Source organism: Pedosphaera parvula Ellin514, from assembly GCF_000172555.1.
In the GTDB taxonomy this organism is placed as follows: domain Bacteria; phylum Verrucomicrobiota; class Verrucomicrobiia; order Limisphaerales; family Pedosphaeraceae; genus Pedosphaera.
Genome location: NZ_ABOX02000015.1, coordinates 88,189 through 103,826, shown reverse-complemented (window position 1 = coordinate 103,826; position 15,638 = coordinate 88,189). Strand labels below are relative to the sequence as shown.

Sequence of the window (15,638 nt, the reverse complement as noted above, 5' to 3'; positions counted from 1 at the left end):
ACAAATTGTTTAACACCCAGTAACAACCCTAGAGATACCTTCATTCAGTCCTGCAAAAGCAACCCCGGTGCCAAGTCCCTGCTTTCCATCCATTCATTTCGCATACGTGGAAATCGTTGCCTCTGGCAACTCCTCCCTGTGCCTTCAAACACACATTTCCTTTCCTCCCAAACGTGCTATCCTCCTTCAGAAGCCATTCAAGATCGCAGTCCCGTTTTATCGCTGCAATCATTGCCGTTTGCGAAGTCGAATCTCATGAAAGTTGGAATCTTATCCATTTTTCTGCTTATCGCGATAAGCGCCTTTTCCCAGGGCACGCCGGACATCCTTTGGCAAAAGTCCACGCCGGGCACCCCATTCAACGGCATCGCCGTCTCACCCGATGGCAGACTGGTGGCCACTGCCGGCACCAACGCTCCAGTGCAAGTATGGAATGCCACCAACGGCTCCCTGGCGCATTCCCTCTCCGGCCCCACATCCTGGATCGGCCAACTCGCTTTTTCTCCCAACGGTGGCTACCTCGCCGCCGGCTCGGGTGACCGTACGGTCACCCTCTGGGAAACCACGAATTGGACGCTTGTCTCCGGCTTTGTCACCCATCAGCAAGGCCCCGCCATCGCCTTCTCACCCGACTCCTCCATGATCGCGCTCAGCTCCCAAGCCAATGTCGAACTCCGCTCCCTCCCCAAGTTCGGCCTGATCCGCAGTTGGACCGCTGGCACAAATGAAATTCCCGCCGTTGCCTTTTCCCCTGATGGCACCCGACTTGCCTCCAGCGCCGATTTTCGCGGCCAGGATACCCGCCTCAAAATGTGGGATGTCGCCACCGGCAATCTCCTCTGGGCCGTGCCAACCGCTCAAACCTATTCCATCGGCTCACTCGCTTTCTCACCGGATGGCACCCGCATCGCCACCGCCAACTCGCTCCTCAATTTCTCCAGCTCCGTGCAACTCTTCCGCGTCACTGATGGCGCTCTGCTCCGCACCTATCCCGAGAACGCCAACTCCGTCGCCTTCTCTCCCGATGGCCTGACCACGCTTTCGGCGGGCACCAACCTTGTTTTGCGCAGCGTCCAAAGCGGCGCCCTCATTGCATCCTTTACCGATGGGATTTCCGCAAATGAATCCCGTGCCATCACCTTTGCCCCTGATGGATCTGCGTTTTATTACGGTCATTCCTCGCAACACCTCTTCGCTGCTCGCGTCCCCATCGCCTTCCACCCGTTCCTTCTGCAACCCAACGGCTGGACCCTGCGTTGGAATGGCGGCGTTGGCCCATATCAACCCCAGTTCAAAACGAACCTTACCGATCCGTGGCAAGACCTCGGCACTCCCTCCACCAACCAATCCTTCACCATCTCCAACCAATACCCCAACGCCTTCTTTCGTGTCATTGCGCCGCAGTGACATTTCCGACGGCTCGTCGCGGTATTCGCCCCTTGCACAACCAACTCCTTTTCGATAAATCTCTTCATCATGCTGAGGACGCGCATACTTTACGCCTACGTTGTCGTAGCACTCTGTTTGCTTACTGCCTGCTCCAGAAGTCAACCGGAAGCTCTCGCTCGAAAAGCCCGGTCCATTGCCTTGCTTAAAAAGGATGGCGTGCCGGTTATGGAAAACCTTCCTGTCATTGAGGATTCCAAAACCGCCGTCCGCCGGTCCAGGAAAGAGGTGGCGCAACGAGCTATTGCTCTCTGCATTGTCGCTGAGAAAGCCGACGGGGCCGGACCGGAGGAAACTAACGACCTCATTAAGAAATACCATGCTGATACGTTCTTCACCCCCAAGGAAATGGTTTTCATAAAAGATCCCCACCCTCCCAAAAAAATGCTGAACCGTTTTTCATGGCGCTATGAATCTTACTGGGTGCTTCTTTGGTCTCTGGGCTATATCGAGAGCCTGCATAAACCCGACCACCAATGCGACGTGCTTGCAGCGGTCGCAATCCTTAAAAACCGCACGACCGAGCAATTCATCGACGGCGCAACTCTGCGTGACCTGAACGAGCTGCTGGATCACGCTGACCTTATTTACCGTTATCATTGGGCCACCGTTGATTCCCGGGTAAATGGCAGAAAAAACCCCTCCAACCTGAATGATGATGTCGCCTACGAGCACCACTATGCCCTGCACTGGCTGATCGGCGACGAGGACGAGGATTGGGACGATGTCTCCACCGATACCTAAACCAGCTTGGCCCACCCCTCATGAGACTTTCCCCAAATACTTGCCCCACCTGCCAGTCGCAGGGAAAACATCAACTCCTTGGTCACAAAAGATATCCTTCTTCCGCTCTGCCTTTGGCCGGCGGCCCGCTCATCGCGCTCATCTTTGAATTAAGCCGGAAGCGACGTTTCCGTTGCGGCAATTGCCAATCAGAGTTCTATACACATACCATTGGCTCGCGCTTCTTTCTTGCCTTCTGGATTCTATTCCTCGCTTCGGTGATCCTCGCAATTCTCGCCATCGTTTTGCAAATTATACTGCACCCCCAACCGTCATAAACTGATTCGGCAATCAGACATCTCCAATCCTCTCCGCAATAGCTGGTTTCCTTAAAATCAAGACCCCAAGTCCATCTCGCACAATATTTTCGTTTTATTAAAGTTGACTTTCATTTTATTCAACATAATGTTAAATCATAGTTTCACATTATTAAACAATGCATCAACCGAACCACAGCCGTTGGATTGACCTTTTGGAAGAGGAGGACCTGGCCTTTATCAAGCGCTTCATCCTTTCTTCCGGCTCGCTCAAGGACCTCGCCACGGCCTACAACGTGACTTACCCCACGCTCCGGCTGCGTCTCGATCGTTTGATTGCCAAGCTCACTGTCCTCGACAACCAGAAAATTGAAGACGACCACGAGCGCCTGCTCCGCGCCTTGTTCGCCGAAGGCAAGCTCGATTCGGTTACGTTCAAAAAACTGCTTCACACATATCAGCAACAAAAGAAAGGTGCTTCATGAAACTGTTCCTGACACTCGCCACCGCGCTTCTCTGTGCCCTAAATGCCCGCAGCCAGCAAACCCTCGCCGAGTACGATTGGGCGAAGCTCGCCAGCCAGATCCACGGCGCAGCTGTCGTCACAATCGATGGCCGCCAGGCGCTCAAAATTGAAAACACAAACGACGCCCCCCTCCAACTCACGCTGCTCAACATCGAGCATCCACCCATCACTCAAAAAATTTACAGTCTCCCCGGTGAAATCCGCTACGACAATGTCAAAGGCGATGGCTTTCTCGAATTGTGGAATTATTTTTCCTCCCCCGGACAGCCTGAAGCCCGCTATTTCTCACGCACACTCGGCGACGACGGTCCGATGAAAAAAATCAGCGGCACCTCTTCCTGGCGCGAATTTAGCCTTCCTTTCAATAGCACTGGAACCAGCAATCCTCCCACTCGCCTCCAGTTCAATCTTTATCTTCCCGGTCGCGGCACTGTTTATCTTGGCCCGGTAAAACTGGCGCAATATTCAAACTCCAATCTCACGGCCGCCCTGACTCCCTCAAACGCCTGGTGGTCCGATCGCACCGCCGGTTTGGTGGGCGGTTATGGCGGCGGTTTCATTGGGATTCTTTGCAGCATTTGTGCTCTGCTTGCCTATAAAGGCAAGGCCCGTGCCTTCGTAACCTCCGTGCTGCTCGTTCTCTCGGGATTCGGCGGTGTGCTCGCTACCCTGGCCTGCCTCGCCTTGATTCAACACCAACCGTATGCCGTTTGGTTCCCACTCACCCTTGGAGCCCTGCTGCTCAGGGGCATCTGCCCTTACCGCCTCCGCACGTTTCAAAAACAATACAACGATCTCGAACTACGCCGCATCGCTTCACTGGACGCCTCCAGCGCATAATCTCTAAATCCGCTCCACCCGGAAGGATCTTCGTGGTTGCCATCCTCCATCCTCCATGCCCCTGTGTATTTTTCGTGGCTATTCCCCTTTCGCGTATTAGCCCCGCCCTCAGGACTCCTTTTCTTGTATTCCTGCCAAATCTGTTTATCTTTTGCTTTGCCTCGAGATGGTATGAGTATTTTTGGCAATTGGTTCAATCGACGTCCGGCAGTATCGCTGGATTCCATTCGCTTCAACACAACCGGTTACCATTCGCGCGCCTTTCAGCCCAACCGGCGTGACTGGTGCACGGAAGATGATGTTGCCATCACGCTTCATTTTTTTGATCAACGCCCGGACCTGCCCCCCGTCCCCTGGACTCCCGGATTGCTGCGGCAGTTCTACGAGACTCCTCTCGCCCTGACTGCTGCGCGCATCATTGAGTGCGATGTCACCACTGCTGGCGGCTATCCCGCAGTCTGGCTCATCATCAAGTCCCCCGCGAACCCGATTGGCAATTCCTTCCTGGGCTCGCTCACCATCCCCTTTCGGAATTTCAGCTTTGTCATCAAGGTGCAAATCTCCGAGCAGGAAAGCACCGGCTTGCGTGAGGCCGTGCTCATGGATGAAGCTCTCCGCACAGGACGGATACAAACAGTGGGTGACAGGCTCATCACGAACGACTGGACCGCCGACGATGCATCCTATGATTCACGGTTCCCGCTACACCCCCTCTCACGCGTCCGCCAGGAAATGCGGCGCATTGCCGAATCAGCCCTGCTGGAACCCGACGTCCTTGCCGCCCCTCTATTCTAAGTAAAGTTGGGAACGTTTTGACAGGAAAGGCCATTCAAGTGGCTTTCACCAAACCATCATTCCTGCCAATACTTTATTCACCTCACTTGGACTAGACCGTACTCCAAAAAGAATGTCAAAAAAGGGTTGTGCTCTGATGGGAAAACAACCCGTGATGGCAATCCGCGCCATCATGCCCAATCAACCATGCGCTGCCAGACGTAGTCACCCTCTCCCTTTGCGCATGGGAGAGGGCGGGGTGAGGGAAGATGCGCCCGGACTCCGCGCCGCCTCGGGTGACTCCCACGCCCCCCAACCGATGTGGCGGCCAAGAGCTCGCTCCGTTTCCGACATTCATTTTGAGAAATGTTATAAATGTGTTCAGTCCATACCGAATGCGAAAAGAAATTTCCGAATCGCAGGAGGAATTTTGGCTTGCGGCAAGACCGACAACGTCGCTTCAAATCAAAAGCTCCGTGCACCCAATAACGAATCACCCTGACCGCACCCAGACCATGGCTTTTCAGTCTCCACTTTCATCAGACTTATCGCCTGTTTTCATTCCGGTCCTTTTATCCATTTCGTAAATTTTGGCATTTGGTATAACTGCTGCCCCGGGGCAGCGTCCTCACAGGGCAATGCAAAGTAAAAAACTGCTCCCTTGCCCTTCTCACCTTGCGCCCAAATCCTTCCGCCATGACGCGTGATAATTCGATTCACCGTCGCCAGTCCTATTCCGGTTCCAGGGAATTCTTCGGCTGCGTGCAATCGTTGGAACGGTCCGAATAGCAGCTTGGAACTTTCCATGTCGAACCCTACTCCATTATCCTTTACGAAATACACACACTCATCCTCCTGCAGCATCGCTCCAAACTCAATCCTCGCTCCCGGGCGCTTTGCCGTAAATTTCCAGGCATTGCTAAACAGATGTTCCAGAACCACCCGCATCAATCTCGGATCTCCATACGCCGCTGGCGTTGGCAGGATCTCAAAATGCACCTCGCGCGCCGGCTCGCGACACCGCATCTCCTCTACAACCGTCCAAGCCAGCGCACTCAAATCCACATGTTTAAGTTGCAGTTCTCTTTGCGTTAATCGCGCCAGCGCCAAAAGATCCTCCACCGTCTGGTTCATCCGTGCCGCTCCCTGGATCACAAATTGCAAATACTCCCTGCCCTGTGCATCCAGGTCTTTGCCATACTCTTCGGACAATAGTTGCGTGAAGGAAAAAATCGCCCGCAATGGAGCGCGCAAATCATGTGAGACCGAATAATTAAACGAATCCAACTCGCGGTTGATTGCTACATAACGCGCCGTCCGCTCCTCCACCTGTTGTTCCAATTCCTTGGTGCTGAATTCAGTCATTTCCTCCGCCCGTTTCCGTTCCGTAACGTCCACCACCACACCGCCTACCCGCACTGGCTTCCCTTCAGCCTCGCAAACCACACCCCCATGGTCTTCCAGCCAAATCACCTTCCCGTTGTCGGAGCGTACAATGCGAAACCGGGTCACATATTTTTTACGCTTTTCCAGCGCCTCCAGCAGTTGCCGCCGATATCCCTCCAGATCTTCGGAATGTATCCAGGTGAAAGCGCTGTTAACCCCTTTGATCACTGACGGCGCACGAATGCCAAATACCCTTTTGGCATTGGGAGATAATGTTATTTCATCCCTCGCCAGATCCCAATCCCAGCCCACCATGTGCGCGGATTCCAATGCCAATTGCAGTCGCTTTTCACTCTGCACCAATGCCTCCTCCGCCCGTTTGCGCTGCCCAATCTCCGCCTCTAATGCCTTTCCTTTTTCTTCGGCTATTCTCGTGCTCGCCTCCGCGCGTCGCCGTCCCCTCTTGGCCGTCTGGCTGAAGGCAGTAATGACCATCCCTACAACAGAAAACTCCAATAACCCGATCCAATCAACACTATGAAATTCCAACAGATTTAAATGGTACGTCGGAGGGATGAAAAACCAATCTGCCGCCAGAAAACTTAAAATAGTGCAAAATAATGAAGCTCCCCAACCACCAAACCACGCCGTAGCTGCTATCCCGGCAAAATAGGCAATGTATACAAACCTGTCTCCCAAAATTGGCGCCAGGGCGACTCGAAGCGCCGTTATTAACACAACACTGAGCACCGCAACAACATAAGGACGCAGTGCCTCCCACAAGGACCAAAAACGAGCCGACCACTGCACCCCCTCGCGCGGTATTGCAAAGCCAGCCTTCATAATCCAATCTAATCCTGCTCTTCCAATCCTCAATAATTACCTGACCCTCTCGAACTTTCCGGCCTCCCGCCACCGCCGGCCCTTTACTTTTATACCCTCCCGCTTCATCCTAAAGTTCAGCCGATGAAGAACATCGTTTATTTCGACCTGGAAACACAGAAGTCCGCCGAGGAAGTCGGCGGCTGGGACAAGATCAGCGCCATGCGCATGAGCATCGGCGTTACCTACTCCACCGCCCGTGGCGATTACAAAATCTACGGCGAAAAACAGGTCGACGATCTCCTCACCGAACTCCAGCGTGCCGATCTCGTAGTCGGTTTCAACCACCTCCGCTTCGATTACGAGGTGCTCCATGGTTACACCTCCATGGACCTCCGCCAGTTACCTACGCTAGATATGCTCGTGGAACTGCAGAACACTCTTCAGCATCGCCTTTCTCTCGATTCCATTGCCACCGCCACCTTTGGCCTCGAAAAAACTGCCGAAGGCCTTCAGGCCATCGAATGGTTCCGCCAGGGCAAACTCATGGAAATCGCCGAGTACTGCTGCTTTGACGTCAAGCTCACGAAAATGGTTTATGAGCATGGAGTAAACTACAAGGAACTCCACTACCACAACCGCTTCGGCAAAAAACTCACGGTTGCGGTAAAGTGGTAATTGGTGGCAACCTGGACTGCTTTTGACCTGCAATAATTTGATTGCTAATTCTCCCCCACCTTCCCTTAATACGCCGGTCTAAACCAAAAAGATAAGGGCGGCCATGAAATTTATTTTTGCTATTGCGCTCCTGCTCGGCGTGTCAGCCCAGGCAGGTGAAATCGTTTTAAAGAAGGATACCGGCTTCTCAGTGGCCGACCTGAAGTTTTCTCTTACCAACGCCCAGGACAACTCGCTCGCTGAGGTCACTTTTTCCAGGACAGTCTTTGATGTCGATGAGGCTCCGGTCTATAACTTCCTCATTTCTCGCTTTGGCAGCAATTATCTTTTCTTTAACCCGAAAAGCTTAAGCCTCGTCGCCGATGGCCAAACGATACATTGCGTCAATACCAGTGATCTGTCTGCCATGAGGTCAACTGTCGGAAACACCAGAAAGGAACTGGAGGGCTTTGATTCGGACGAAAAAACGTTCCTCAAGGTCTGCCAGGCGAAACAGGTGGACCTTCACCTCGATGGCGACAAAGGCTCTTCCATTTATCATGTGGATACGGCAAAAGCAGATCGCGGACGTGCTGAATTTGCCGACTTGATTACTCATGAAGCATCTGCGGTTAAAAGCAAACAACCCGCCGCTGCCACCAGCAGCGCCGACGACCTCAAGGTTACTTCTGTCAAAGGTAAACTGGCTGAACAGTCAGACCTCGGCTGGCGCTTTTCCTACAAGCTGGACGCCAGCAGTGTGGCCGGTTGCAAAGGAAAAATCATTCTCATCCAATTTGTGGATGAGGACGGCTTTGCGCTCGCTGAGACCATGGAAATGAATGTGACTCTTCAGCCCGGCGAAAGCAAATCCATCACAGGAATCAAAACCATCGATGCCAAATCCGGAGCGAAAGTGAGCAGAGTCAAAGCCGAAGTTAAATAGATCACTAGCTTGCCCCACAGGAACTAGACCGTACTCCAAAAAGAATGTCAAAAAAGAGGTTGTGCTCTGATGGGAAAACAACCCGTGATGGCCATCCGCGCCATCATGCCCAATCAACCATGCGCTGCCAGACGTAGTCACCCTCTCCCTTTGCGCATGGGAGAGGGCGGGGTGAGGGAAGATGCGCTCGGAATCCGCGCCGCCTCGGGGGACTCCCACGCCCCCCAACCGATGAGGCGGCCAATAGCTCGCTCCATTTCCGACATTCATTTTGAGAAATGTTATAAACAGCTCAAGACCCGCAATCCGAAGCGGAACCACCAGCGCAATCCAGCGCATCCCTCGTTATTCTTGCCAATACTTTACTCACCTTACTTAGAGTTCCCTGGTCGTATCCTGGTATTCTCCCGGCGGCAACGCCTTCGTTTCCACAGATTTATTGCTCACCGCCACTTTGCCGCTAAAGACATTCTTTGCATTGAATGCCACCGGCCCTTGGACTTTCAACTCCCTGCACTGCGCCAGTGACGGCACACCGCCCCTGAGCTTGGAATCCAATTGATCCACCAGTTTGTAATAATCTGAATCCAGATCAATCGCTGGCGGCACACCCTGACGACTTGCCGCCAATTCCAATCGCCAATCCTTCGTCACCTCATACGCATCCGATCGCAACGCCAACAAATCAGCCGTTGTCTTGACTGGTGCAAACCGCGTCCGCGGCACCACAATCGCCCCGGCCCCATCGAAACATTCAATTGCCGCGCCCATCGCCGTTTCGAGCTGAAACACCTTCGTGGAATTCTTGTCGCGCGGGTCCACCGTCTTGGAATTCTTGATGATCGGCAGCTTGATGAAACCCCCGGTCGCATCCAGCAGTTCCTTCAATTTATCCAGCCGCACCCAAAGATTATTCGTATTGAAAAAACGGTGCTTGGAAATGTCCTGGAATGCCGCCATGTCTTCCTCCGGACATTGAGCGGATTCCCGCAGCAGCAACTTTCCATTTCGCTGTGCCAGGTGACCGCCCTTCTTGTCCGACGCCGTCCGCTCGCAGACTTCCATGAGGAAAGGCTGGTTGCTTTTGGCAAAGTAACTCAGCAAATCCAAATCCAGGCTCGCCCCCAGGTTATCCGAGTTGGATACAAACATGTATTTAACCCCACCGGCAAGCAACCGCTCCAGCCAACCCGATCCCAGCAGCGAAGGATACAAATCACCATGTCCCGGCGGACACCATTCCAGCTCCCGATTCGCCGGCCACTCCACCGGCCTCAATGTCTTCGCATCGACCTTTGGCACCGCGCTCTGCATCAACTCCAGTTTTTGCGCCTCGCCCAACTCTGGATATTTCTTCAGAAAGTCCAGCGTATCCTTGCTCGTGCTGAAACTGTCCATCAGCAGGAAGCGCAACTGCGACCCATGCTGCTGGCGCAAATACAAAATCTGTTTCGCGATGAAATCCAGGAACGTAAGGCCATCCTTCAATTGCAGCAGCGACTTGGCCTTCTCCAACCCCATGCTGGTCCCCAACCCGCCATTGAGCTTCACCACCACCGCCTGCGACAGCAACTCCCCCTGCCCCGAACCTTTCGACATCTCTTCGAACCGCGGCAATTGAACCACGGGTTGAATGCTGCTCTCGGGAATCATTCCTGACTGACCAGCCACCAAATTGTCGTAACTATGTTTAAACGCCCGGATGGCCGCCTCATTGAGATCGGCTCCGCGCATTTTGTTCGCATATTCAAGGAATGAATCGCTCATAAAAGTTTCGGGATGCTTCCATAACTCCCTGCCCTTTGTCCATAAGGCAATTACCGTTCGTTTCTTCAAAGCAACTTCTTTGTCTGAAACACCGCCGTTCCTTTGAATTGTTATTCTCTGTCAACCATCATAAACTATACCATCAATTTATGAAGGTTTTCAAATACACTCTCCTCTGCTGGCTCGTTTTACTCGGCAGCTGTTGCTTTGCTGCCGAAACCAATTCCCCCATCTCCGCCCCCCTGCCCAATCCACTCACAATGCGTAACGGCACCCCGGTCACCAGCAAGGAACAATGGTTCCACGACCGTCGCCCTGAACTGAAATCCATGTTCCAGTTCTTCATGTATGGCAGCATGCCGCCCAATCCGGGCCAGACCAACTTCGTGGTCGAACGCGTGTATAAGAACTTCTTCGACGGCAAAGCGACCAAAAAGGAAGTCACCATCTCGTTCAGTTCTGATACCAATTCCCCAAAAATTACCTTGTTGGTCATCACTCCCAACCATCCTCCTAAAAAAGCCAGCCAACGCCTGAGCGGCAATATCGGCACCGGCAGTGAGCAATTGATTGCTCGTGCCCCACATGACGCCCGCTACCCCATCTTCCTTGGCATTAATTTTAATGGCAACGATACGCTCTTGACCGATACCACCACCGCCCTGCCCAACGGTTGGGTCTCCAAAAATCGTCGTGGCAGCGTGAACCATGAAGCCAACGAAAAAGGCCGTGGTTCACAAGTGGATATGTGGGCCATCGAGCAAACAATCGATCGTGGCTACGCCTTCGCTTCCTTTTATTGCGGTGATGTGGAACCCGATGATCCGAATGCCACCACCGGCATTCGCACCTGGCTCAATCTTAAAAATGAAACCGGCGCACTTGCCGCCTGGGCCTGGGGAGTTTCCCGCGCGGTCGATTACCTCGTGACCGACCGGAATATCGACCCCAAACGCATCGCGGTCGTCGGTCATTCACGTCTGGGCAAGGCCGCCCTGCTCGCCGGGGCCTTTGATGACCGCATCGCTTTAACCATTCCCTTGCAAGCCGGTTGCGGCGGGTCTGCTCCCAGCCGTGGCACCATTGGAGAATCCGTGAAAGCCATCACCAAAGAATTTCCCCACTGGTTCAATGATGAATTCAAAAAATATGCCGACCAACCGGAAGCGCTTCCTTTTGATCAAAATTGCCTGGTCGCCATGTGCGCCCCTCGCCCTGTCCTCTTTGCCGCCGCCGCCGAGGACACCTGGGCCAATCCCGCCGGCCAGTTTGAAGTCCTGCGCGCCGCCAGCCCCGTCTTTTTCTTCACCGGTGGCGAAGGCCTCGCCGCCAAACAAATGCCGGAAACCAATCATCTCATCAGCAGCCAACTCGGCTACTACATCCGCCCCGGCAAACATTCCATGACCAAAGACGACTGGAAATTTTTCCTCGATTACGCCGACAAGCAAATGCGGTAACCGCACCTTCTTATTCGTGTTGCTTCGTGTTCATCTGTGGTCAAGTTGTTAAAACCCTTGCAAATGCAGGATTTCTTATATGGATGGGCGACCACAGTCAGCGGAACTGTCAGTAACCCGGCGAGTGCTGAAACAACTCGCCAAAACTGGCTGGAACTCGCTGAAACTTTGCCACCACCGTGTTCTTGAACGCAAGTAAGGGCAAAGTCACTGATCGCCGTTTTGCCTGATTACTCCGGTTTTTTAGTGGAATGTTTCACCTCGCGCCAACATTTCCAAGATCAACTTCATCCGTTTCTCGCGGGTCTCCGGCTTCTTTGCCGTTTGAAGGCGATAGACTATGGAATAAATGTTGGCTTTGTTTAGCGTTTCAAAAAATGCCTTTGCCTTCCTATCGTTATCCAATGCTCTCAAAAAATCTTCGGGCGGAGTGGCATTGCGGGGCGAATCATAAGCGGCGTGCCATCGGCCATCGGCCCGGGCAAACTCAATTACTTTGAGCCCGGCGGAGGTCATTTGGCCGGTCTTGACGAGCCTTTCGGCGTGTTGTGTGTTTACTTTTGACCATCCGCTTTTGGCACGGCGCGGCGTGAATTTCTGGAGCCAGGAATGTTCGTCATGCGCTTGCTTTTGACCATCTACCCAGCCATAGCAAAGCGATTGGTCCAAAGCTTCGGCGTAAGTAATGGATTTTTCGCCTGAGTCTTTCTTGAAGATACGGAGCCAAATGCCATCCGAGGTAGCATTGTTTTTCTCAAGCCAGTTTCGGAAGTCGAGAGGCGATTTGAAGCTTAAAGTGTTCATGCATTCCTTTGAGCCAACCCATGCAGAGCTTTAAATTACGCTGCCAGGATATTTGATCAAGCCCATTTCATTCGAGATTTCAGAGCCATCATTGGGATGTCACCGGGCAAATATATCAAGGGTTTTGCTATTTTAATGAGGTTCTGAATCGGGTTTACAGATCGTGTCCCTCTGTGGTGAATTTGACGAAACCCTTTATTTATCAGGGTTTTCTCGCAGGACGGACGGCCACTGTCAGCAAAAGTGTCAGTCACGGGGCCGACGATAAAACAATTCGCCAAAACTGGCCAGAACTTGCTGAAACCTTGCCATCACTGGCGTTCATAAACGCTGTGGATACTGGACCGGAATATCGAAACAGATACCCGCTCGCGCTGGCCTGATCGCTAACGCGCAGCTTTCCGCACGGCGGAAAGAGAAGTGCGTGGAAAAAGCTGCGTCCATCCGCCGTTTCGTTACGAAGCATGGTTTAGCCCTTCAACAATAATTCCGCTGTAATCCGCCCCTCGCAAACGGTGTTGACGTGCCTCACGGTAAGCGGGGCTGTCATACCACCGTTTTGCTTCATCGAAAGAAGGGAATTCAAGAATAGCTGCACCCTCGATTTGCGCCCCTTCAATTACTTCGTGTCGTCCATACAGGGCATGAATCGTGATTGGCTGACCGGCCAGCGAAGCCGGTGCCTTTTGAGCATAAGTTTCAAGTTCCGCAGGTGTATGTGTGTGCTTGCGAATGAATATGATATAGGCAGGCATAAGATTTTGGTAGTCCTTCAGGGGACGATTTCCAGTGATGCAATTTTGTCACCTTCGCAATTGAAGATGTATCGAAGATCAACCGGACTACCGGGAAAGTTTCCGGTCAGTCGGCTGGTGACGAAAGTCCTACCGCCTTCTTGTTGACACGCGAAAGGCTCGCTCGTGTATTCATACTTCGCCGACGTGTCAGTCTTCCATTGCTTGATCGCAGCTCGACCCTTGTAGGTATGCTCTTCGTCTTTCACGACCGCATTTTCGGTGAAGCAATGCGAGATCGTTTCGCTGTTAAGTTTATCGGCATCGAAATAAGCGGCGATGGGCTTGGGCAATTTTAGGGATTTTGTTGCGGGTTTCATATCTAGTTTCCTTTCCTGTTTGAAAGTCAGACCGTCGGAATCGTGCCGCCGTCAATTACAAATTCGGTTCCCGTGATAGATGAAGCCCTGTCCGAAGCCACAAATGCCACCAGTTCTGCGACTTCATGCGGACTGTTAGGACGGCCCAGGGGAATGCCGCCGAGCATGTCCATCAATTTTTGCCGGGCCGTGGCGTAGTCGCTTTTGTCTTTTTCCGCCATGCGGTCAATCATCCTGGTTGCAGCATCAGTTTCAATGAAGCCGGGCGAAACCGTGACGACCCGTATCCCTTTTGGACTGACTTCATTCGACAATGCTTTGCTGTAATTGCTCAGAGCCGCTTTCGCGGCGGCATAAGCGATGGTTGAATCATAAAGCGGGAGTGCTCTTTGAATGGACGAAATGTGAATTATTACACCGGAGCCTCGCTCAATCATGGAAGGCAGGAGCCCGCGATCCAGGCGGACGGCAGGATATAAGTTCTCATTGATGTTTTGCTGCCAGATTTCGTCGGTGACTGTAATAAATCCGCCGCTGGGTGCCGATGATCCCCCAACATTATGGACGATTATGTCAATTCCATGAAAGCGGTTCAGAATCTCATTGATTACTTTCGACGTGCCTTCAGGGTTTGAGACATCTGTCTGAATAAAATGGTTGTCCGTTTTTTCCTCCGGCGCAGACCGTGCTGTTATGATGACGGTTGCTCCTCCCCGTTGGAAGCGGTCGGCAATTGCCTTGCCCGCGCCTTTTGTGCCGCCAGTCACTAAAACGCGCTTGCCATCAAATTCACTTTCGTAAGGAGTGTTTTTTGCCGCATTCATGTCATTACTCCTGCTTCAATAGTTTCACTTTTCACCCATAATCAGTATTGCCACAATACGCCGCCAAAAGTGGACTTGCAATGGCTTGGAATCCGTGTTTTTAGTCTAAAACGCCAACAAGGGGTCAAAAGTATTGTTATTTTGCGAAAATTGGAACAGCCTATGTGAGACGAATTTAACCGCGCCGCCGTTCAACTTTTTGAAAGTTCAAGACCTATGGATGTTCTTGCCGACATCATGTCGCTTCTCAGGACCAGCACTCACTTGTATGGCAAGCTGGATCTGTCCGCTCCCTTTGGTTTCAAATTTCCCGGCGAGAAAGGCATCTGTATTATTGTCCTTAGAGGCTCGTGCTTTCTCGGCGTGGACAAGGAATCACTCGTCCCGCTAGTAGGCGGCGACTTTGTATTACTTCCAGCCCCCAAATTCTACTCGCTTCGCAGCAGTCCCAAACTACCACTGCGCCCCGTCGAGCAAATAACGTCTGAAAAGGAATTTCACCGAACACGGCTTATCTCGTTCGATGGCGGAGAAGGGCCACCCACCACACTGGTTGCTGGATGTTTCACATTCTCCTCACCGGAGAGCGAATTGCTGGTAAAACATCTTCCGCCGATCATTCACCTTCAAGCCTCGGGAAATCGTGCAACGCCGTGGTTTCATTCCACCCTTCAATTTATTGCGGCGGAGGCGGCGCAAAATCTGCCGGGCGGAACCGCCATTGTTGATCGTCTGGCGGAGGTGCTTTTCGTCCTGGCAATGAGAACCCGCACGGATTCCTTTTCATCGGCCAATCCAAGCTGGCTGCGCGCACTTACCGACCCACAGATTGGCGAAGCACTTAGACAAATGCACGCCGAGCCAGGACGGCCATGGACTGTGAGTGACCTGGCGCGAACCGTGTCAATGTCCCGCTCGTCCTTCGCTGATCGTTTCCGTGAATTGGTTGGAGAGACGCCACTGGGTCATCTCACTCAATGGCGAATGGTCAGGGCGGCGAATATGATGTGCTCCAATCGTCCAATGAAAATGGCCGCCATTGCATCAGCCGTCGGATATGAATCGGAGAGTTCATTTGGAAAAGTCTTTCGGCGTGTCATGGGAATTTCACCCGGCAAATACCGTTTAACCAAGCAGATTGACCAATCTACACCCATTCAGGGAACAGGGCTGTCCTGTGAGCCTTGGGGTTCCTGAGTTTGCTGATAGGACTTCTACTGTCAGTGAAAGTG

Annotated in this window: 15 protein-coding genes; 9 read left to right on the top strand and 6 right to left on the bottom strand. The window is 52.7% G+C overall.

The window, feature by feature from the left end; genetic code table 11:
* Positions 1–255: 255 nt before the first annotated feature.
* The 5 genes from CFLAV_RS13880 to CFLAV_RS13860 all read left to right on the top strand — a co-directional run bounded on the left by CFLAV_RS13880 (position 256) and on the right by CFLAV_RS13860 (position 4,647).
* On the top strand, positions 256–1,407 hold the full coding sequence (locus CFLAV_RS13880) for a WD40 repeat domain-containing protein (protein WP_007415372.1): 1,152 nt from the start codon (positions 256–258) through the stop codon (positions 1,405–1,407).
* A 69-nt stretch (positions 1,408–1,476) separates the two neighbouring features.
* Complete coding sequence (locus CFLAV_RS13875) at positions 1,477–2,190, top strand: DUF4272 domain-containing protein (RefSeq protein ID WP_007415371.1); 714 nt, start codon at positions 1,477–1,479, stop codon at positions 2,188–2,190.
* A gap of 475 nt (positions 2,191–2,665) precedes the next feature.
* Positions 2,666–2,971 (top strand): DUF2089 family protein, encoded by a 306-nt coding sequence (locus tag CFLAV_RS13870; protein WP_007415369.1) that lies wholly within the window; start codon positions 2,666–2,668, stop codon positions 2,969–2,971.
* The gene (locus CFLAV_RS13865) at positions 2,968–3,852 is read left to right on the top strand and encodes a hypothetical protein (protein WP_007415368.1); all 885 of its coding nucleotides are present in this window, start codon (positions 2,968–2,970) and stop codon (positions 3,850–3,852) included. Before CFLAV_RS13870 ends, CFLAV_RS13865 begins: the two co-directional genes overlap by 4 nt.
* Before the next feature lie 171 nt (positions 3,853–4,023).
* Positions 4,024–4,647 carry a hypothetical protein gene (locus tag CFLAV_RS13860; RefSeq protein WP_007415367.1) on the top strand — a complete coding sequence of 208 codons (624 nt, stop codon included), beginning with the start codon at positions 4,024–4,026 and terminating at the stop codon, positions 4,645–4,647.
* Positions 4,648–5,184: 537 nt separating this feature from the next.
* Here the strand turns inward: CFLAV_RS13860 and CFLAV_RS32300 are convergent.
* Positions 5,185–6,855 (bottom strand): sensor histidine kinase, encoded by a 1,671-nt coding sequence (locus CFLAV_RS32300; protein WP_007415366.1) that lies wholly within the window; start codon positions 6,853–6,855, stop codon positions 5,185–5,187.
* Positions 6,856–6,978: 123 nt separating this feature from the next.
* On the opposite strand from CFLAV_RS32300, the gene CFLAV_RS13845 reads away from it, so the two are divergent.
* Together CFLAV_RS13845 and CFLAV_RS13840 are read left to right on the top strand one after the other, a co-directional pair.
* On the top strand, positions 6,979–7,512 hold the full coding sequence (locus CFLAV_RS13845) for a ribonuclease H-like domain-containing protein (RefSeq protein ID WP_007415365.1): 534 nt from the start codon (positions 6,979–6,981) through the stop codon (positions 7,510–7,512).
* 103 nt (positions 7,513–7,615) lie between these two features.
* Positions 7,616–8,437 (top strand): hypothetical protein, encoded by an 822-nt coding sequence (locus tag CFLAV_RS13840; RefSeq protein ID WP_007415364.1) that lies wholly within the window; start codon positions 7,616–7,618, stop codon positions 8,435–8,437.
* A gap of 375 nt (positions 8,438–8,812) precedes the next feature.
* On the opposite strand, the gene CFLAV_RS13835 is transcribed toward CFLAV_RS13840, so the two are convergent.
* The gene (locus tag CFLAV_RS13835; protein ID WP_007415362.1) at positions 8,813–10,204 is read right to left on the bottom strand and encodes a UTP--glucose-1-phosphate uridylyltransferase; all 1,392 of its coding nucleotides are present in this window, start codon (positions 10,202–10,204) and stop codon (positions 8,813–8,815) included.
* A 149-nt stretch (positions 10,205–10,353) separates the two neighbouring features.
* On the opposite strand from CFLAV_RS13835, the gene CFLAV_RS13830 reads away from it, so the two are divergent.
* Entirely contained in the window at positions 10,354–11,664 is a 1,311-nt protein-coding gene (locus tag CFLAV_RS13830) for a glucuronyl esterase domain-containing protein (protein WP_007415361.1), read from the top strand.
* Positions 11,665–11,907: 243 nt separating this feature from the next.
* On the opposite strand, the gene CFLAV_RS13825 is transcribed toward CFLAV_RS13830, so the two are convergent.
* The 4 genes from CFLAV_RS13825 to CFLAV_RS13805 form a co-directional block, all read right to left on the bottom strand.
* A complete protein-coding gene (locus tag CFLAV_RS13825) occupies positions 11,908–12,468 on the bottom strand; it encodes a YdeI/OmpD-associated family protein (RefSeq protein ID WP_007415360.1) in 561 nt (186 codons plus the stop codon).
* Between the two features lie 455 nt (positions 12,469–12,923).
* Positions 12,924–13,223 carry a DUF1330 domain-containing protein gene (locus CFLAV_RS13815; RefSeq protein WP_007415359.1) on the bottom strand — a complete coding sequence of 100 codons (300 nt, stop codon included), beginning with the start codon at positions 13,221–13,223 and terminating at the stop codon, positions 12,924–12,926.
* A gap of 17 nt (positions 13,224–13,240) precedes the next feature.
* Positions 13,241–13,582 (bottom strand): nuclear transport factor 2 family protein, encoded by a 342-nt coding sequence (locus CFLAV_RS13810; protein WP_007415358.1) that lies wholly within the window; start codon positions 13,580–13,582, stop codon positions 13,241–13,243.
* Positions 13,583–13,608: 26 nt separating this feature from the next.
* Positions 13,609–14,406: an SDR family oxidoreductase gene (locus CFLAV_RS13805; RefSeq protein WP_007415357.1), complete on the bottom strand. Its 798-nt coding sequence runs from the start codon at positions 14,404–14,406 to the stop codon at positions 13,609–13,611.
* Between the two features lie 216 nt (positions 14,407–14,622).
* On the opposite strand from CFLAV_RS13805, the gene CFLAV_RS13800 reads away from it, so the two are divergent.
* Entirely contained in the window at positions 14,623–15,603 is a 981-nt protein-coding gene (locus CFLAV_RS13800) for an AraC family transcriptional regulator (protein WP_007415356.1), read from the top strand.
* Positions 15,604–15,638: the final 35 nt, after the last annotated feature.